The sequence below is a fragment of the Ehrlichia ruminantium str. Welgevonden genome, from assembly GCF_000026005.1.
GTDB lineage: Bacteria > Pseudomonadota > Alphaproteobacteria > Rickettsiales > Anaplasmataceae > Ehrlichia > Ehrlichia ruminantium.
This window is the reverse complement of sequence record NC_005295.2, coordinates 1,473,515-1,494,414: the sequence shown is the minus strand read 5'-3', so window position 1 is coordinate 1,494,414 and position 20,900 is coordinate 1,473,515. Positions and strand designations below refer to the sequence as shown.

The 20,900-nt window shown below is 27.2% G+C and carries 18 protein-coding genes; 1 reads left to right on the top strand and 17 read right to left on the bottom strand.

What is annotated here, in order from left to right:
* Positions 1 to 28 precede the first annotated feature (28 nt).
* Complete coding sequence (locus ERUM_RS04720) at positions 29 to 364, bottom strand: hypothetical protein (protein WP_011155554.1); 336 nt, start codon at positions 362 to 364, stop codon at positions 29 to 31.
* A gap of 487 nt (positions 365 to 851) precedes the next feature.
* Between ERUM_RS04720 and ERUM_RS04715 the strand changes: the two genes are divergently transcribed.
* Positions 852 to 1,709 (top strand): P44/Msp2 family outer membrane protein, encoded by an 858-nt coding sequence (locus tag ERUM_RS04715; protein WP_011155553.1) that lies wholly within the window; start codon positions 852 to 854, stop codon positions 1,707 to 1,709.
* A gap of 1,606 nt (positions 1,710 to 3,315) precedes the next feature.
* Here the strand turns inward: ERUM_RS04715 and ERUM_RS04710 are convergent.
* The 16 genes from ERUM_RS04710 to ERUM_RS04630 form a co-directional block, all read right to left on the bottom strand.
* Complete coding sequence (locus ERUM_RS04710) at positions 3,316 to 4,188, bottom strand: P44/Msp2 family outer membrane protein (RefSeq protein ID WP_011155552.1); 873 nt, start codon at positions 4,186 to 4,188, stop codon at positions 3,316 to 3,318.
* A gap of 372 nt (positions 4,189 to 4,560) precedes the next feature.
* On the bottom strand, positions 4,561 to 5,409 hold the full coding sequence (locus ERUM_RS04705; protein ID WP_011155551.1) for a P44/Msp2 family outer membrane protein: 849 nt from the start codon (positions 5,407 to 5,409) through the stop codon (positions 4,561 to 4,563).
* A 1,392-nt stretch (positions 5,410 to 6,801) separates the two neighbouring features.
* Entirely contained in the window at positions 6,802 to 7,722 is a 921-nt protein-coding gene (locus ERUM_RS04700; RefSeq protein WP_011155550.1) for a P44/Msp2 family outer membrane protein, read from the bottom strand.
* Positions 7,723 to 7,745: 23 nt separating this feature from the next.
* A complete protein-coding gene (locus ERUM_RS04695) occupies positions 7,746 to 8,693 on the bottom strand; it encodes a P44/Msp2 family outer membrane protein (protein ID WP_011155549.1) in 948 nt (315 codons plus the stop codon).
* Between the two features lie 20 nt (positions 8,694 to 8,713).
* The gene (locus tag ERUM_RS04690) at positions 8,714 to 9,607 is read right to left on the bottom strand and encodes a P44/Msp2 family outer membrane protein (protein ID WP_011155548.1); all 894 of its coding nucleotides are present in this window, start codon (positions 9,605 to 9,607) and stop codon (positions 8,714 to 8,716) included.
* Between the two features lie 39 nt (positions 9,608 to 9,646).
* Positions 9,647 to 10,264, bottom strand: coding sequence for a P44/Msp2 family outer membrane protein (locus ERUM_RS04685; protein WP_011155547.1), 618 nt, complete (start codon positions 10,262 to 10,264; stop codon positions 9,647 to 9,649).
* A gap of 8 nt (positions 10,265 to 10,272) precedes the next feature.
* A complete protein-coding gene (locus ERUM_RS04680; RefSeq protein ID WP_011155546.1) occupies positions 10,273 to 11,160 on the bottom strand; it encodes a P44/Msp2 family outer membrane protein in 888 nt (295 codons plus the stop codon).
* Between the two features lie 19 nt (positions 11,161 to 11,179).
* Entirely contained in the window at positions 11,180 to 12,019 is an 840-nt protein-coding gene (locus tag ERUM_RS04675) for a P44/Msp2 family outer membrane protein (protein ID WP_373278957.1), read from the bottom strand.
* A 22-nt stretch (positions 12,020 to 12,041) separates the two neighbouring features.
* Entirely contained in the window at positions 12,042 to 12,890 is an 849-nt protein-coding gene (locus ERUM_RS04670; RefSeq protein ID WP_011155544.1) for a P44/Msp2 family outer membrane protein, read from the bottom strand.
* 25 nt (positions 12,891 to 12,915) lie between these two features.
* Complete coding sequence (locus tag ERUM_RS04665; RefSeq protein ID WP_011155543.1) at positions 12,916 to 13,785, bottom strand: P44/Msp2 family outer membrane protein; 870 nt, start codon at positions 13,783 to 13,785, stop codon at positions 12,916 to 12,918.
* A 16-nt stretch (positions 13,786 to 13,801) separates the two neighbouring features.
* A complete protein-coding gene (locus ERUM_RS04660) occupies positions 13,802 to 14,575 on the bottom strand; it encodes a P44/Msp2 family outer membrane protein (protein WP_011155542.1) in 774 nt (257 codons plus the stop codon).
* 27 nt (positions 14,576 to 14,602) lie between these two features.
* Positions 14,603 to 15,484, bottom strand: coding sequence for a P44/Msp2 family outer membrane protein (locus tag ERUM_RS04655; protein ID WP_011155541.1), 882 nt, complete (start codon positions 15,482 to 15,484; stop codon positions 14,603 to 14,605).
* A 15-nt stretch (positions 15,485 to 15,499) separates the two neighbouring features.
* Positions 15,500 to 16,327 carry a P44/Msp2 family outer membrane protein gene (locus tag ERUM_RS04650; RefSeq protein WP_011155540.1) on the bottom strand — a complete coding sequence of 276 codons (828 nt, stop codon included), beginning with the start codon at positions 16,325 to 16,327 and terminating at the stop codon, positions 15,500 to 15,502.
* A gap of 795 nt (positions 16,328 to 17,122) precedes the next feature.
* Positions 17,123 to 18,007, bottom strand: coding sequence for a P44/Msp2 family outer membrane protein (locus ERUM_RS04640; protein ID WP_011155538.1), 885 nt, complete (start codon positions 18,005 to 18,007; stop codon positions 17,123 to 17,125).
* A gap of 883 nt (positions 18,008 to 18,890) precedes the next feature.
* The gene (locus ERUM_RS04635) at positions 18,891 to 19,820 is read right to left on the bottom strand and encodes a P44/Msp2 family outer membrane protein (protein WP_011155537.1); all 930 of its coding nucleotides are present in this window, start codon (positions 19,818 to 19,820) and stop codon (positions 18,891 to 18,893) included.
* A gap of 278 nt (positions 19,821 to 20,098) precedes the next feature.
* Positions 20,099 to 20,704 (bottom strand): helix-turn-helix domain-containing protein, encoded by a 606-nt coding sequence (locus ERUM_RS04630; protein WP_011155536.1) that lies wholly within the window; start codon positions 20,702 to 20,704, stop codon positions 20,099 to 20,101.
* Positions 20,705 to 20,900: the final 196 nt, after the last annotated feature.

The following is a 20,900-nucleotide window of genomic DNA, read 5'->3' as shown; positions in this document are numbered from 1 at the left end:
AAAATACTTATTATATAAATAAGAGTAACTATTCGGTTAGACTAGTATTTTTATTGACTTTTATATTATTAAATAAAGAGAGCAAAGAATCTCTGTTTAGTGAAATAGAAACATCATCGTATTTTAAAACTAACAAATTATCAGCAAGAGTAGCTGTTAATTTACCATATAATGATTGTAATACTCCTTTGTCCAAGTTAGTTGCTTCAATTAGTAACTCAACTAAGTACTGGTCTTCTGTTTGTGTAGGAGACAGTGTTATCATTAAGTTAACAAAAGGTTCTTGATCTGCTGCATAACTCACAGGATACTCAGTATACACTATATCACTTCCAGTTTCATTATTAGTATTCAAAATGTCCATATATTACCTAAAATTAGTAAAAGATTATTATATATACTGATTATTGTAAAAAAACAATATATTTGATCATAATATAGTGTAATAGAATGTTTTTGTTACCAGTTCCTTCTATGATTTATATATTGAAAGAATAAATTTTTTTTTAATGGTATAGAAATTATATATAAATTTCAGTAATTCTAATACATTTTAGCAGTGCTGATTATAATGTATTTTTAAATCTTTATTCTTAAATTATGATATTTATTATGAAATACATTTAAAGTATTAATAAGAATATTTTCTAATTTGTTGATAATAATATATGTGTTTTATAGTAAGAGTATTCTACTGTTTTAAAGTTCTGCAGGTTATTTATTATGCTCCCGATTAGCTATTGTAATTATGGTATATAAATAACCTTATTTCTTTTGTTTTGTTCTGTATACAATGCTTGACTTAATATACTTTGTTATAGTACACTCCCGTAGTTTACCTTTGGTTATTAATGGATAAAGAAATGAATTATAAGGAATTTGTTTTAGGTGTTACATTAAGTGCATTGTTGTTTTCTTTACTACCTGAACGTGCTATATCTGATATGGATGTTTCAGAAAATAGAAGTAGGTTTTATGCAGGTGTTCAGTATAGGACAGGTATACCAAATTTTGATAATTTTTCAGCTTCAGAAACAATCCCTGGTTTAACTAAGGGTGTTTATGGATTAGATTTGGATCTAAGTAAATCTGATATTACAAAACGTGCTAATTTTACAAGATTATATAATCCTACTTATAGTACCAGTTCTACAGGGATAGGTGGTATGTTTGGGTACTATTTTGATAATATAAGAATGGAATTTGAAACATCTTATTCAAGTTTCGGAATTGAAAGGCAGTGGTATCCTGAAGGGAGTCAAAGTCATAAGTTTTGTGCTGTATCTCGTCAAGATAATGCAGCTCCTAATACTGACTCAAGTAATAATAATGATTTTGTAGTGTTGGAAAATAATGGGGTTAAGATTAGGACATTGCATGTAAATTTTTGTTATGATGTTGCTCACGGAAATATTCCTTTAGCACCTTACGTGTGTGCTGGTATTGGTGGGGATTATGTAAAATTTATAGGAGTTTCATTGCCTAAATTTTCTTATCAGCTTAAATTTGGAGTAAACTACCCACTAAGTATTCGTACTATGCTATTTGGTGGTGGGTATTATCATAAAGTTATGGGTAGTAAATATGATAGGGTGAAAGTGGTTTATCATCCTGTTCAGTTAAATACTGTTCCTAAAATGACATTTGTTTCTGCTAATTTAGATATTGATTATTTTGGTTGTGAGGTTGGGATTAGATTTTTCTTATAGTAAATAAGTAATATATAGTTTTTTTATATTAATACTTGATGTTATGTTTTTTTAGTTAGGTTATCTATTTACTAGTCCTTGTCTTTAACTATGTATTTCTAGTTATTGAGATTGATAGTTTGTATGATAAGAGAACATGGGTGGTAAGCACTATTTTTAGTTACTGTTAAAGGTTTAAAGGTAGGCTTGGTATTTTTCCTTTTATAATTTTTAGTTTATTACAGATGTGTTTTTATTGTGATGTCTATGAAATAAGTAATAGTATTGATGAATTAAGTTTGTTGTTTTATTAATCTGCAAATAGCTTGTGGTATATGGATTAAGCTTTGTTTGTTTTCTAAAACGTATAATTTATTTAAATATAATTATATGCTATTGTTATATATATAATTAGATATGAGTTTGTTAATATTGTATGTATCCTTAGGTTAATTGCTAATTTTAGTATTTAATTGTGGATTGTTATTATATATTTTTATAGTATTTAACATGTTTTGAGCTAATACATGTAATGTATTTTAATGTATCATAAATTTTATATTAAGTAGTTTTGTGTGTTTATTTTTTATCTATAAGTTGAGTATATTACATGTATGTAAGTTTTTATGGTTTAATTCGATGTTTGGAAAAAAGGATTAGCTTGTTTAAAAAGTGTTTAATATTTGTGTTTCCTGTTTAAGGATAAGATGGTTTAACTATTTCTAAGTCTATATTAATAGTTAAAAGTCAAACTTTCATATAAATGCTAGATGTGAATAATATATATCTTTGCTATTATAGCCCAACCTAGTAAATTACATTTTTGTATGTTCTCTATTAATATTTTCCATTAAGCTTAATATAAAATTTAGTATAATTTATTTAATAATAGTTTTTCTAAACTAAATATTCCTCTAGTATTATAGCAATAGAAAGCATATTTATATCTTTTGGTAAGTTATATTTGTAAATTTTATTGGTATTAACTGTACAATTGAAACTATTTTTAGTAATGTAGTTGTGATTTTTTATATTTTTAAGTATGTAACTGTATATTATTGCGTTAAAAACTGTAATATTTGAAATTTATTTTATAGAAAGTTATAACCCATTGTAAAAGATTTTTTTTAATATAATAAAGATACAATATTAACAGCAAAGTCAGAGATATAAAATTTATTTATTAATGTGTAAACATGTTTATATTATAATGAACCATAGATATTAAAAAAATAAAAGCATCTGTTATCTTAATTACCTAATGTAATATATGTATTAGTAATGTACTTTACTAAAAAAGCAAATGTATTCTACTTTCAACATAGACTTTTATATACAACACTTCACTATTTCAAGTGATTACTTACCCTATTGTAAAAATAAGTATACAATTTTGAAGCAATATAACCTTACCTAAGGAATCTAAAAGAATACAAAAAATAAAACCAAAAGAAATAGCTAACAATCATACATGTATATCACATAAACTCATAATATACAATTGTTAGCTATTAACATATCATACAATAATTAACTATATAACATTTCAAGTTTTATGATGAAAAATCTATATAGCATAAACATACTTAAACTGGCGATATTAGCCAATTATTAATCACAATTATAGTTAAAATATAAACCTTCCTCCAATTTCTATACCAAAGTGACAAACATCAAGTGTTGCTGATGCAAAACCTGGATTGGCTACAGTAGATACTTTATTAGTTGCGGTAAATATTTTTAAAGTAGCAATATCTTTAAATTCATTACCTATAACTCTATGGAAATGTCCACCGATAAAGATAGAAGCTTCAGAATTGATTGAGTAACTTATGCCTAGCTTTCCTTGATAAGATAATTTAGGATTTGTAGCATTAATTACTGACACTAAATCAGTACCAATACCTGCACATACATATGGAGAAACTGGCATTCCATCAAGCATTATATCATAACACGCATTTAACATTAATGATATATTTGTTAAATTTTCATTTTTTATCATAACAGATGAAGCTAATGTTGCACCATTAGTAGCACTCTGTTGTGCTGTATCTAAAGCACAGTACATGTGTGCATCATTTTTGTAGTTGCCACCTGGGTTTTTTACATCAAAAGTTTCATAGGATACTTCGAACTCTATTCTTGGTCCATTCATTGAGTACCCAATTGCTCCAGCAAAACCTAAAAACGGATTGTTTTCATATCTGAAAGAATAATCTTTTTCAGTAAAAAGTGAAGAGTAATTGGTGTTTTCTGATGTTGGTACTTTAACTCCATCCCAATCTTTTTTTAGACCAAACACTGTTTGAGTATTTTTTGAATCTTCTTTAATTGACATTTTACCAAAGTGTGAAGCAGTTGGCATGTATTTTGCGCTAATGTAAACACTACCAGCTGGGTTGCTATCCTCCTGTATTACATCAGAAAAGGACACACCAGGTAAAAATGACACTAATGATATTAGTGTACTTGTGATAAAAATTTTCTTGCAATTCATATTACACCTAATAATGACAAATAAATTAACAATAGTAGAAGTAAAAAATAAAAGCAAGCTATAATGTAAGTTTTAGTATGAAATACTATTAGTAGGTGTAAAAAAAAATTAATAATTATACAAAACCAATAATGAAATTTATTTGAATAATTACTATTTCTTGAATACAAATACAAGTTATAAATAAAAATAAACTTAACTAATACATATCAAAAATGTTCTTATTTACATAAAAATACCTCATAAACCCATTAATATAACTCAGAATAAAGCTAAGGGAAAACTTTAGATAACTCTATGTTTTCCCTATTATGTACGATGCTACAAAATTTTTCTTTAGATTGTTTTTGTAATATCAGTGAAACAAAAATACTAGAAAGTAAACCTTACTCCAAGTTCACCACCAAAATATCCAGCGTCAAGAGTTACTGAAGCGGAAGTGCTTTGAGGAGCATCTGTTAAAGTTACAGGAAGCTTTACAGGTACTTTGTTATACTTGTTACCTATTACTCCATGGTAATATCCGCCAATAAATGCAGAAATTTCAGGAGTAATTGGATAACTAATACCAATTTTACCTTGGTAAGCAAATTTTAAATTTATATCATCAAATATAGATATAAGATCTGCACCAATACCAGCACATGCATATGGAATGAAAGGTACTCCTTCTGCTGTAATGTCATAGCAAGCATTAAACATTAATGATGAAAAAGTTACTCCATTATTTGTAAGTACAACATATTTTTTATCTGTCATGGTTTCTGCACGAGATAATCCATAGTGTTTATAGTAATCACTAGTATCAGTTTCATTAGCTGGATTTTTTGGGTTGAATTTTTGGTATGCAGCTTCAATCTCTACTCTTGGTCCATCCATGATATAACCTATGCTTCCTGAGAAACCTGAGATAAAATTATTTTGGCCCTCAAACGATATATCTGTTCTAGTGAAATCACTGTATTTTGTTATAGAACCCTCCTTTTTTAACCCAAATACCTTTTTAGTTGGAGAGTCTTTACCGTATACAGGAGTTTCCTCAGCAGAAAATTTTCTGAAGTGTGGTATGCTTGGGTTGTATTTTGCACTTATGTAGAACCCTTCTTTAGCATTTTCATTTCCAATGTTATTTGAACTTACAGGTTCTGCAAAAGACTGATATGGTAAAAATGACATTAATGAGATTAACGCACTTCTTACGAGAATTTTTTTATAATTCATATTAATAAACCTTTTATAAAAGATAATAAATAATTTAAGAATAATAAAATAAGTAAAGAAAAGCAAGGTAGAATGTAAATTTTCTTTAAAAATTATAGTTATATCAATTAATTTTTCAGAATAATTAATATAATACTATAAAATAGTATATAGCAATATTAATTAAATAGTTAATTATCCTAGTCTATACTGTTGTTTTTAGGTATGGAAGCTATTTTATACATTGTTATAATAACAGGGTAATTAATTAATAATTATAATATTTGAATGTTAAAACATAAAAAGCTATATAAAAAATAAATTAATATATTAACCATTTTTGAATGTGTGCATAATAATAGTTTTTATGATATATATTTAATTTATGAGTTTACACTTGTTTTAATAGGTAATTATTTTAATAAGTCAGCTTGTATTTGAAATACTATCTATAAACATAGGTAAAGTATATGCTGTTACAAAATACATATAAGGATATTGCATATATATAATTTTAAGTTTTTTATGTCAAAGTATTCTTAATAAGAAGAAGCTCTATTAATTGGGAAAAATAGTGATGATGTAAAGAAAATATTAGTATTATTTTTTTACATAAAAAATTTATAATTTTTGATATCTAAGTTTTCCTTATAGCTTGTTAAAAATGATTAATATTAATTATATCATGTGTCATGAACATATTAATGTGTGTCTGCTATTGTAATTACTTTATGATGTTTTGTTTTTAATGTTGTTTACATACTACTATCTGTTACCAGGTGGTCTAATCCTATAGAATAGTGGATGACAAATATTAATCTTATTTTTACATATAAATTTTCTATATGAAATATAAAAAGTTTTATAAAATTATTAGTAAAGAAAACATATATAATATATGTAAGTAATAGAAGGCATTTTAGTAAATATAGTGATATTTTTATTATGATAGATACAATGTGTAATTCATTTTTCTTAATGGTTTTATAAGAAAGAAATCATGCTTTGTTCATTATATAAATTATTGTTTTATGTAATACTTATGAGGTTATTTATATAATATAATATTATATTTGAATTTTTATATTTTTAATCAAAAAATAACTAATAGTTTTACTATACCTTATAATATTTTAAAATTCTATTTGTAAAGATAAAAAACATTAATTAGTATATTAAAAATATATAACGATTTTCTAACCTTAACTTAAATTATTTAGTTTAATCACCTAAAAAGTTATCACATAATAAGAAACGTTATTTATATTATTGTTGTATGTACCATATGATGTATACCAGTACCATTAGAATACTGATATACATTATATATAAAATCAAAATAATAAAAAACTTATATGATATCCACTAAGCTAAATTTTATTTACCAGAGAAAAACTTATTTTTTATATAACATTATAACTTTAATCCAAATCTTATTCCAATTTCTCCACCAAAATATTCAACATTAAGTGTAGCTATTGCAGATGTTACTAATGGGGTGTTATTCAGATCAGCAACATGAATAACTTTGAGGTTTTTGAATTTATTGTCTGTTACTTTGTAGTAATATCCATCTGCGAATAATTTAATATTGTTAGATATGGGATAGCTTATACCAAATTTACCTTGATAGGCAAGTTTTAGGTGTAATGCATCGAAAAATTCTATAGCATTTATACCAATACCTACACACATATAAGGTGATATTTTCAATTCATTTATAGAAAAATCATAACACCCATTAAGCATAATAGATGAAATATATACTCCATCATTTCTCATTACTGTATGATGTGTTCTTAATTCATACTGTCGTTTTGGTTCAAATGGTTTATATTTGTTCATAGCACGTGCTAACGCAAAATACCGATGTGCATCGTGTAGTTTATGACCGATTGGGTCTTTTACATCAAAGAATTCATAAGATCCTTCTAATTCAACTCTTGTTCCTTTAGTAGAAGAGTATCCAATAGCTCCACCAAAGCTTATGTTGTTATCTTGAAATTCTGCAGTGTATGGATGATTGAAGTTAGTAGATTCTCTAAGACCTTTATAAATTTTTTGTGATTTCTGCGGAGGTTTAGGAGTAACTAGACCTGCATCAATGTCTAAAGGTGCAATATCTTGTTTTGTGGCTACTAAATTTTCTGTGTTAGTATTAGTTTCTTTAACTGAAAAATTGCTAAAGTTAGAAACACTTGGTTTATATTGACCACTAATATATATGGAATAACGTATTTCAGTATTATTGTGCGTGATTTCTGAGAAAGATATATTAGGTATAAATGATAGCAATGTTAATACTATACCTGTTGCAATGAGTTTGTTTTTCATACGTGTCCTTTTTTAATTACAATTTATAATTTTAAGCCTAATCTTATTCCAACTTCGGCTCCGAAATATCCTATATTAAGTGTCGCTATTGCAGATGTATACCATGGTGCATTGTGTAAATTGGCAACATGAATAACTTCTAAGTTTTTAAATTTATTACCTGCTACTTTATGATAATATCCATTTGAAAATACTTTAATGTTGTTAGATAGTGGATAACTAATGCCAATTTTGCCTTGATAAGCAAACTTTATATGTGAGGTATCAAAAAATTCTATAGTGTTTATTCCAACGCCTGCGCATATATAAGGTGATATTTTTAATTCATTTACATGAAAATCATGACATCCATTAATCATAACAGATATGATTGACAGACCTGTATTTTTCATAACTGTATGATAAAAGTTGTTGAAAACATTGTCTAATTGATATGGTTTTGGCTCAAATTTTGTATCATTCATTTCACGTGCTAATGCAAAGTATCGATATGCATCATAAAGCATATATCCACCAGGATCCTTTACATCAAATATTTTATAAGATCCTTCTATTTCTATTCTTTTACTTTTTGAAAATTGATAACCGATTGTTCCACTAAAATTTATTATATTATCTTGAAATTCTGGATTATAAGGAATATTAAAATTACTAGGATGGCTAATTCCTGTAGCTTTAATAGTAGGTCCAGGATTTGGATTTCTTCTACTTACAATTGGTTTGTTATTATTTGTATGTACCTCTAAAGATGTAATGTCCTTTTTAACACCTATTAGATTTTTTGTATAAGTGTTAGTTTCTTTAACTGAGAAATTACGAAAATTGGAAACACTTGGTTTATATTGTCCGCTGACATATATGCTATACTGTATATGAGTATTGTTATTGTATTTAATTTCTGAGAAAGATGTGTTAGGTATGCATAACAAAAGTGCTAGTACTGTACCTGTAAAAGTAAGTTTGTTTGTCATAAAATCTCTTTATTTTATTGTTAGAATGTAAATCTTGCACCAATTTCAGCACCAAAATAGCTTATATTAAGTGTAGCAGCTGCATATGTAATTTTGGGATTATTTGCAAGCATACGAACTTGTATAGTATTCAAGTTTTTAAATTGATTGTTTTTTACTTTGTGATAGTACCCATCTGCAAATAAGCTAACTTGAGGAAGTATAAGATAACTAATACCAACTTTGCATTGATAAGCAAATTTTATATGTAGAGTTTCAAAAAACTCTATTGTATCTACACCTATTCCTAAACATATATAAGGTGAGGCTTTTAATTTATCTACAGAAATATCATAACATCCGTTTAGGAGAACAGACATGATTGATACACCATAATTTTTCATTATAGTATAATATGCAAGGTTGGTGGTATTGTTTGTTTTGTTATCTTGAGGTTGGTATGAATTATTTTTTACATCTCTTGCTAAAGCAAAGTATCTATATGCATCATTTACATCATAATATCCAGGGTTTTTTACATCGAATGATTTATAAGAACCTTCTATTTCAACTCTTAAATTTTTTGGCAAATACTGTCCAATAGTGCCACTAAAACTAATAATGCTATTTTGAAATTGTGCATGATATGGTGTTGTAAAATGCTGAGGAAGACTTATTTTCTCATTATTATTGATATTTGTATTATTAATATCTGATGTTAGAGCGACTAATAATGCTGTATTCTGATCTTTTTCACTCACTGAAAAATTATTAAAAACAGGTATTGCTGGTTTGTATTGTGTACTTAAATATATGTTATTATATTTACCAGTATCTTTGTTTAATATTTCTGCATGAGAAATACTAGGTATAGATAATATAAATGTTAATACTATATTAGTAAAAATAATTTTACTTTTCATAAAGATCCTCATTTAATTGCAATTTATAGTCTTAATCTTATTTAAGTTTCTTCACCAAAATGTGTTGTGGCCGATAATAGTATGTATAAATAGCTTTGGAAGCTTTTGTATGTTAAAAAATCTTGTATTTTTAAGTTTATTGTCTGTTATTTTGTTATGATATCTATTTGTAAATATACTGATTATATTAGGTATTGTGTATTTTCTACTTACTTTGACATTATATGCTATTTTTGCATAAAATACCTTAAAAAAATACACACAGCTCTGAAAAATTCTGATACCTGTATCAGGTAATGTGTTTATACCCTCTAAAGGTAATTTATAATATCTATTAGTCATAGCTGATATCATAGACATTCGATGACTTCTAATAATATTTTGAAGTAATTTGCTGTTATTTATTGATAATTCAGATGATCCCTTATTTATTTTACGTGATAATGGATGCCTGTATTTATCTTTGTAGCTATATTCTAAGTCTCTGATATCTAGTTCTTTATTGTTATTCTCTTTTTCTAGTTTTGTATAAAACCTATAATTGACAGGCAAGTTGACGCTATTTTTGAAAGCCTGTAATTCTGTTTGATTATATATAGTTTTTAAAGATACGGATAAGGGCAAAAGATATACTTGTACTTTTGATAAGCAGACACTGTCTTTAATCATATGATCTCCTAGAGTATAAATCTTAATCCAATTTCACTACCAAAATAGCTAATGTTTAATGTTGATGTTGCTGAAACGTTACTAAGTTCTGTGCTTGTAGTATTTCTTGGAAGAACAGTGCGTATAGGTTTTAACTTATTGAAATAATTTCCGATTACTTCATGATAATATACATTAGCAAACAATTGATAATGAGGAGATAGTGAATAACTGGTACCTAATTTAACTTGACACGCAAGTTTTATATGTAATTTGTTAAAGAAGTGTACTAGATCTGTACCAACACCTCCACATATATAAGGTAATATTTTATTAGATTGTGATGTAGAAAACTGATAGCAATTATTAACCATCAATGAAGTAATAGATACACCATTATTTTTCATTATAATATAATGATTATATTTAGGTGTAGTTTTTGATAAAGAAGATGAGGTTTCTCTAGCTAAAGCAAAATACCTGTAAGTGTCTTCTATATAGTCATCATAAATAGATCCTTCAGGGATTTCTGCATCAAATTTTTCATAAGAAACTTCTATTTCAGACCTTAATTTATTGGTATAAGAGTATCCAACAGTTCCACTAAAACCAGATACAGTGTTCTGGAATATTGGTGTATAAGGTTCGTTAAATGCAGCATGATAACTTAATATATCTCTGACTTTTGCTTCTTTTTTTTTGCTTAAACCAATTACTTGTTTAGTATTAGAAGTAGTTTCTTTTATTGAAAAGTTATCAAGTAACGGAAATTCTAATTTATAACTTCCAGAAAAATATATACCAGAATATTTACTAATACTATTGTTTATGGGTATTGAAAGTACTTGGTGAGGTAAAAAAGACAATAATGAAAATACTAACGCTGTATTTAAAATTAACTTTCTATTTTTATTCATAAATGCTCCTATAAATATGTTAACTGTTAAATATAAATCTTATACCAACTTCACCTCCAAAATATGTAACATTCATAGTTGCTGTTGCACTAGTAATTTTGGGTTCATATTTTAGCTCCACAGGTTGAAGTACGTTTAAATTTTTAAACTGATTATTTGCTATTCTATGATAATAACCATCAACAAATAATGTAACATCAGGTAATAGTGAATAGCTTATACCTAGCTTACCTTGATAAGCTAACTTGATATGTGTAGAATCAAAAAAGTCTATAAAATCTCCACCAATACCTATACATATATAAGGTGAGATTTCTAACTTGTTTGACATAATATTGTAACATCCATTAAACATAACAGATGTCATAGATAAACCAGTATTTTTCATCACAGTGTAATTGTTTTGGTCTGGCCAGCCACGTCTACCTACAGATCTAGCTAAAGCAAAGTATCTACAAGGTTCTATAGTTCCTTCACAATTGTCGTGTATGTTGACTTGAAATTCTTCATATGAACTTTCAATCTCAAACCTTATACCTTTATATGATATGTATCCAACAGCTGCACCGAATCCGGTGCTGCTGTCTTGAAAATCTGGAATATAGGTATTTGAGAAATCCTTATATTTGTCTATTTTACGTGATGTACCACTTAAAAGACCCAGTAATTTCTGGGTCTTAACGTTGGTTTCTTTTGCTGAAAAATTATTAAATTTAGGAACTCCTGGCTTATATTGTCCACTTATGTATAGCTTAAAATTTTGACTATTATCATTATTACTTATAGACTCTGAAAAGGATTTAGTAGGTAATAATGATAATGCAAGCATAATTCCTAATAAGGTATTTTTGTAATTCATAAACTTTCCCATTATGTTTATATTAGAATATAAATCTTGCTCCAACTTCACCACCCAAATATCCTATATCAAGGGTAGCAACTGCAGAAGAATTTTTAGGAAATTCAGAAAGCTCAACAGCATGATGTACGCTTAAGTTTTTGAATTGGTTACCTATAATATGATGGTAGTACCCATCAATAAATAAGCTGATTTTAGGAGATACACGATAACTAATACCTAATTTGCCTTGGTAAGCGATTTTGATATGTAGTGCATCAAAGAATTCAATAAAATCTTCACCGATACCTGCACATATATAAGGTGATAATGCAAAATCGTCTAACGCGAAATCATAACAACCATTAATCATTATAGATGCAACAGATAATCCATTGTTTTTCATTACAGTAAACTCTTTAGGATTTTCTTTGGTCATACTACGTGCTAAAGCAAAGTATCTATAGTAGGCATTGTCTTTTGAGTATCCAACTGGGCTTTTTACATCAAATGATTCATAAGCACCTTCTATTTCTAATCTTATACCTTTAGAGGTAGCATATCCTATAATTCCACTAAAGCTAATAATGTTGTTCTGAAATTTTACAGAGTATGTATCTTCGAAATTTGTATTAACTCCAAGAAGGTTGCTTTCTTTAGCGTCTTTTTTTAGTCTTACTAATTTTTGAGTATTGTAATTAGTTTCTTTTGCTGAAAAATTGCTAAAATTAGAAATTCCTGGTTTATATTGTCCTGTGAAATATATACCAGAAATTGGAGCTGTGATAGGTATAGTTTCATCAGTTTGATTTGCTGAAAAAGATTCAATAGGTGAGAACGCTAATAAGAATGTTAAAGCTGTTCCTATTATGATAGATTTGTTTTTATTCATAAAATATTCTCCTATTTTTTTATTATTAAAATATAAACCTAAATCCTACTTCTCCTCCAAAATATCCGATATTAAGTTTGGCTATTGCTGAGGTAAAAATAGGTGTTAATCTCAATGTGTGTGCATATTGAACACGTAAATTTTTAAATTGGTTTCCTACTGATTTGTGATAATAAGTGTCAGCAAATAAATTGACGGAAGGTGATATATAATAACTAATACCTAGTTTAGCTTGATATGCGAATTTTACCTTCATTGCTTCAAAGAATTCTATGAAATCTCCGCCAATTCCTATACATGCGTAAGATGATACTTTGAAATTACTAAATGGCAGATCATAACAACCATTGAACATAACTGATGCAATGGATATGCCATCATTTCTCATAAAAGAGTAAAAAGATCTATAACGTTTACGGTATAAAACATCATCTTGTGGTTGAAATGCTTTATCATCTTTGTTGCGGACTAAAGCAAAATACCTATGAGCGTCATTTGTTTTATAATTTTTGCTTTTTTTGACATCAAAATCCTGGTAAGAAGCTTCTAATTCCAGTCTAAGTCCTTTACCTGAATAATAACCAAGTGCTCCGCTAAAACCGGTAAAATTATTTTTGAATATTGGATTATATTGAGTATTGAAGTTTTTTGCTGTTTTTAATATATCATCTTCAGTATTTGGTACGTTACTTTTTAAACCAATAATATCTACTGTTTGATTGGTTTCTTGTACTGAGAAATTTGTAAAATGAGAAATGCTTAATTTATAATTAGTTCCTAAATATATTTGAGGACTTTCAATGTTGTCTAAGGATACTGCTGATGATTTGGTAGATAAAAATGCTGATAGTGATGCTAATAATATAACATTTAGTATATTAATTTTCTTTTTCATAAGTTTATAACCTATCTTATAGTTTATTAAATATAATCCTTAACCCGACTTCGCTACCAAAATAACCAATATCTATCTTAGCTAACATAGGTGTAATGTTTGAAGAGTTATGGATGTATAAATCTTTAAATTTATTACCCATAATTTTGTGATAGTATGTGTCAGCAAACAGAAAGAAGTTGTTGTTTAGTTGGTAGCTTATGCCAATTTTTCCTTGATATGCAAATCTGAGATGTGTTGCATTAAAAATATTTATGATATCTCCACCAATTCCTGTGCACAGATATGGGACTGCTGATGAATTACCTATTGTTATATCGTAACAGGTATTTACCATAAGGGATGTTAAGGTTATGTTATTATTATTTGTATTAGTATAATTATCAGTAGTTGCTGCATATGCTTTTGTAGAATACTGATATTTACTTATTTTTGATATGATATCAGAATTTTGCATGTGAAATTTTTCATGAGAGCCTTCTAATTCAAGTCTTAATCCTAGAGATGAGTATCCCACAGATCCACTAAAGCTACTGGTATTATTGTGAAATTTTGTATCATGCTGAGTAATAATATCATCATTTGATTTATGTGAAGCATTAATTTCTTTTAATGAAAAATCTTTAAAATATAATACAGTAGGCTTAAGTTGGCTGGTAATATATACATTAGAATATTCTTCATTTTTAGTGATATTACCTATCAATGCTGAAAATGATTGTATAGGTAATAAGATAAAAGAAAGTATTGTTACTATATATACTTTTGTAATACTATTCTTGTTATTCATAAAAATATTCCTTGTTGATACAAACCTTTAAAGTGTAAAACTTAAACCGACTTCACCACTAAAATATTCTATATCAAGTGTTAGTAGTGCAGTTACATCATATTCTGGTTGTCTTTCAGGTAATCTCTTTAATTCAACAATCTGTAAAGTAGGTAATTCCTTAAATTGGTTTCCTATAACTTTATGGTATTGTCCACTGATCAAGAGATTTGTTCTTGAAGTAAGTGGATAACTAATACCAATTTTACCTTGATAAGCAGCCTTTATTCTTGTAGTATCAAAGATTTCTATAAAGTCTCCACCAATACCGAAACATATATATGGTGTAAAATTGTTGCTTTGTTTTTCATAACATAAATTTATCATATTCGATATAATGGCTATTCCATTATTTTTTAGTATTGTGTAACCAGTATTTTTGTTACGTAATGAAGGCCTATCAAGTGGGTACATGCCATAAGAGTTTGTTTCGCGTGGTAATGCAAAAATATTGTGTGCACCTTGAATTGCATAGTTCCTAAAATCAAATACATCAAATACTTTATATGAGCCCTCGGCTTCTATTTTAAAGTTCTTTAGTGATATTCCAATAGATGTGGTAAATGCTGATAAGTCGTTTTTATAAGATTCATAATGCTTATTATGTGATGAATAGAAAGCAAATTCTCTATTTTTAAAGTAACGGCTTGAAATACCTGTGCTATTTATATTTACCTCAATAGGTTTTTTTGTATCAAAGTTAGTTTCCTTTATGTGAAAGTTTCGAAAGTTTGATACAGTTGGTTGATAATTTACTGTGATATAAGGTTTAGCTATATTAGTATCATGAAATGTTGAAAAGGCAAATTTTGGTAAAAAACATGTTGCTAGTAATACTAATATAAAATTTAGGTAATATAACTTTTTCATATGTAGACACCATAATTAATGAATAAACCTAATCCCAAAACTACTGCTAAGGAAATTAACGTTGAATTTTGCTGATGATGAATCTGGTAATATTGGAGGATCCATTATGTTGATGGTAGGTATATGAGTAAACTTATTAGATAAATGACTATAAAATGATCCATCAACAAATAATGCTAAATTTGGTAAAATAAAGTAACTAACACCAATTTTAGCTTGATACGAAACTTTGAAATGTACTTTATCAAGAAAGTCTATAACATCTACTCCTGCACCAAAACATAAGTATGGAAATATTTTGGTATTTTTTGGAGGGATGTCATAACAAACATTGATTAAAACAGGTGATACTGTTATGTCATTATTTTTAAACAAGTGATGGTGAGGATGACTTGGTGTGGACTTTATAATAAAGTATTTGTAAGCATCCTTATGAAAATATTCACTAGGTACTTTTAGGTCAAACTCTTCATAAAATACTTCTAACTCTATTCTATAATTATTTGATTTAACACCTATAGCTCCACCAATCCCTAGAGGACTATTTTTATATGTAGGATTGTAAGGTGAAATAAAATTTTTAATATCGTAATTCTGTCCACCTTTAATATTAAAATTATTTATAGTAGCACTAAGGTTTTCTTTTAAAGATAATATTTCTACTATATTCTCATTTTGTATGCTGGGTGAGAATTTACTAAAATACGAAATGCTTGGCTTGTATTGTACACTTGTATAAAATTGATATACTGGTGATAAGGTATCGTCATTACTTGCTAAAGAGGATACTGAAGGTAATAGAAATATTAAAAATGTCAGTATAAAAATGTTTTTGTAATTCATAATATAACCTTGAAATAATTGTAACGTAAAAAAGTATGTAACAAATTTAAGTATCTAACTGTAGAGATTGTTCTTTCAATATTGTTTTTTACTGACTTAAAAAGAGAAACCAGCATTTTTTTGCTTTGATATATGTGAAAGTTAAAACTAATAGGATCACTTGTCATAAACTTTTTCTTGTAAAAAAATTTGTACAGTTGCTTGGAAAAACTCAAAAAAAACTTTTTTATGTTTGAGTTTAATAAAACTGAGTGATCTAATACTGATTTATAGTAGGTAACAAAATTGGAAAACAACACTTTTTGTGGGTGTTGAAATATAAAAGTAGTTGAATTATCTGTAACTTTATTGTCTTTAATCACATTGCAATTACATGATAAACAATAATTATGGTTGACAGGTATGTGATAAATTAATTTGTTTGTTGAAATTTTTACTAACTCCTTGAATTCTGAATAGAGTTGATAACTATTTGGATAAATGAGAGTTGTGTAAGATACTGGATTGGGAGTGCTGCTAATGATAATATCTCTTGAACTGTATGTCCTGAGGTTACTATGTTCTATAATTATGGAGTTATAAAAACTACTTATACTAGAATATGAAGCTACATTAGATATGATATTTGGATAGTTAAAAGATGTTAATAACAAGAAAGATATTAGTCCACATAACAAGGAATATTTAAATATCTTCTTATTATTCATGATTGCATAACCATTAAGTACATAAATCTTCAATAAAACAAAAAACACACTAAACTTTAAACAAGCAAAATAACAGCATAAACCATTATCATAATGATCCTAAAATAAACCTTACTCCTATACTTCCACCGTAATATCTTATGTTTAGTAATGCTGATGCAGTAGTATCAACTGAATTTAATGGTGATTGTATTGCATAAGAATTTACAGGTATTTTATCAAATCTTCTACTTAGTAACCCGTGGTAGTAACCTTCAGCAATAGCTATTATGTTAGATGATACAGGATAACTAATACCTAGTTTAGTTTGATATGATGGTTTTAGGCTATATTTACCTAAGAAGTCCACTAAATCTGCACCAAAGCCAACACATGAATATGTTATTAAGCCGTGTATATTAATGTTAGTATCATAGCAAGCATTAAATATTAATGAAGTTGATCTAATTCCATCATTCATTAAGATAACATATTCATTTTCATTCGGGCTAAAAACACGAGTAATACGACCATTACCAGATGCTGATCTTGCTAACACAAAATATTTTTCATGATCAAGAATTTTATATCCTTCATTTTTTAATAAAAACCTTTCACTGGATATTTCAGATTCCACTCTAAAGCCATTATGATAATAATACCCTAAAGCACCAGAAATGCCTAAATAACTATTTTTATAATGTGGGTTGTACCCTATAGTAAAATTGTTTGCACTTACTAATGTAGCAGCTAATGTAGTATTATCAATTTGTATATTCTTTTTTATTTCAGAAAACTTTTTGAGTGCAAAAGCATCAATAGTATTGTATCCATCCTCTTTAAGATCTAAGTATGATAAATGATACTTAGCAGGTTTATACTGAATACCTGCATAAAAACCTTTATATATATTTTCATTTAGGTTAACTGCTAAAGAAACATATGGGCTAAGTAATATTACTGCCATGTATAAAAGAAATTTGCTATAACTCATATATACCTACAAAACCAAGTAAATGATCTAAAAGTGCCACACACTCATGTTAACTCAGGATATATATTAGAGAAAAAAAGTGAAAACACACCATAGCATAACCTGACACACTTGCATATAAGCATAAAATAATAGGTGATTTTATTCTATAAATAATATTTAGTCAAATAAAAAACTTGTAAAATATTTAGCAAATATGTTCTATCACATTTAAGATGGTGGCTATATATATCACTTGTGAGTTGTGTTGTTAGATAACTTTTTAATTTTTTTGTTGGAAACTTTTTTGACTGTTTAGTAATAACATACTAGTATAACAATAACTTATACTTATTTAATTATAAATAAATGCACGATGTATTAAAAATATGAATTAAATATATGCTATATGATTAGTATATATAATGATACGTATAATTAAGTATAAAAATAATACTATAGTTAATCTATTCTTAAATAAATATCAAAATTGTATAGATTATGATATTTACCACCTAAATTAAGAAAGTAATTGTATAATTACTAGCATATGAAAAATAATGTTTTTTGTGTCTATATTATTTTCTAAAATATAAAAACGTTTTTTTACATTCCTGATAATGTTTCACGTGGAACATATTTTATGAGTTTTATAGAAATATATATATTTTTATTAAGTGCTGTTTTTCAGAATTGCTATTCATATATATTACTTTGTAACTTATGTACAAATGAATATTAAAAAGAAAAAGGTAACAATTGCTGTTATTTTAGTCAATTAAATCACTAAGTTATGGACTAACTAATTAGTGAGTAAAAAAAAAGCATAATATAAACTACTACTAATTCACAATAGAACTAAAAATACTCAATTAATAAAGAGTAGTGAGCAAAAGCTTAAACTCTATAAAATAAATCTAAGACCAACTTCACCACCATAATAATCTGAATTAAAGAAAATAATAGGTTCTATATGTTTTGGATCTTTTTCAAGCTCATGCTGATATTGAATTGATACATTCTTAAAGGAATCATTTGGAACTTTTACGTAGTACCCATTAACAAATATAATGGTTTTTGGTGAAAGTAAAAACCCTACACCTACTTTTGCTTTATATATAGTTTTGATATTTATTACTCCTAAAAAGTTTGTTATTCCTTGACCTATGCCAATGCAAACACTTGGTATTAATTGGGAATTACCAATTATAACATCATAGCATGCATTTAATGTTAAAGAAATAATACTTAAGCCTTCATTTTTTGCAGTTACGTAATTGTAACCAGTTGTGGTTTTGGGTGATGGTTGAGGTGCAGGTGCAGGTGCAGGTTGTGGTTCTGGTGCAGGAGTTGGTTTATCTGGTTGACCAGAGATCTCTTCATCTTTTGATAAGGCAAAATATCTATAATTGTCTTGAAATTTATACTTTTGTTTATCAACGTCAAATTTTGTAAATGCTCCTTCTAGTTCTATTCTTAAACCTCCTCCTGAATATCCAATAGCTCCTGAAAATCCAGTATAATTTCTATTGTATACAGGGTTATATCCTTTCTTAAACTGATCTTTATCATTTAGTTTTAGTTCTGTATTTTCCTCTTTTAAACTAAATAACGTTAGTTCCTTGTCTTGTTTTTCGTGTTTATATTTTGCAGATATTGCACTGAACTTAGGTACTTCTATACTGTATTGTCCACTTGTGTAAAAGCCAACCATTTCGCTCTCATTGGAAAAGTCAACAGGAAGTGGTGATGAAAATGCATTATGTGCCATTACTAAGGTTACTAAAGAAAGTGCAAACCCTAAACATGAAAATTTTACCATAACGTTATCCATAAATAGATTATATAAAAAAGCCAACCTAAGATAATAATAACATAGTAAAAATTACATCTTAAGTCAAAAGTATATACTAATAGTATATACTAATACATAATAATACCCAAAATAATACATAATGTACATAATACTTAGCATTATATACTACAAGTGCTATTAATGTAACTACTATAATGTAAAATACATAAAAAAAACAATTAAATATAATACAACATTTGTTAATTTTATAACATAGTTACATAATAACTAAAATTCATAATCTGTATACAAAAGAATTAGCTGACAGATGTTTTATTGTCTGTAGATAATGCCTTGACTAAATTGTAAATTATATTACGTACCTTTTCGTTTTTAATACATGTATAGGCTCTAACCATCATTAACACTTCTTTACTATCTATTTTACTGTCATGAAATTCTGGAACAAATTTTTCTTCATTATCCTTTAAGCTGGGTGTAGATACGATGTCATTACCACATGAAATATTTTTTAAATCTTCTTGCAATTTTAACATTATATCTCTGACTTCAACATTAAGCACACTTGCAAGCTGGTATAACCTACTGATAACTATACGATTTGTTCCTTTTTCATACTTTTGTACTTGTTGGAAAGTTATTCCTAACTTATTTGCAAGTTGATTTTGACTCATGCCTCTCATTATGCGTTGTCTTTTTATTTCTTTTCCAACACATTCATCAACAGGGTGAGGTCTAGATTTTGGTGTAGTACTTTTTTGTCCAGACATAGATTCTATGTTGTTTTTGTTGAAATTATTTTGAGTATCTTCTGTGACTGATCTATTGAATATAGGGCTCTGTGCTTTTATTTCATTAGCATAGTCTAGCTTATTTGTTTTGTTTTTTGCGTGTATAGACATATCATTTTCCTATAATAAGGCAATACTATGTAAGATAAATCATAGACAATCTGAATGCAATAGTTATTTAATGGATCAATCTTATTAATTATGTCAAAATAACATTTATATTTATAATTATGTAAGAAATAACATAATTAAATTCTGAATCATTATTCACCTTCTCTAGGGATTTTGACTTAACTTGATGTATGTT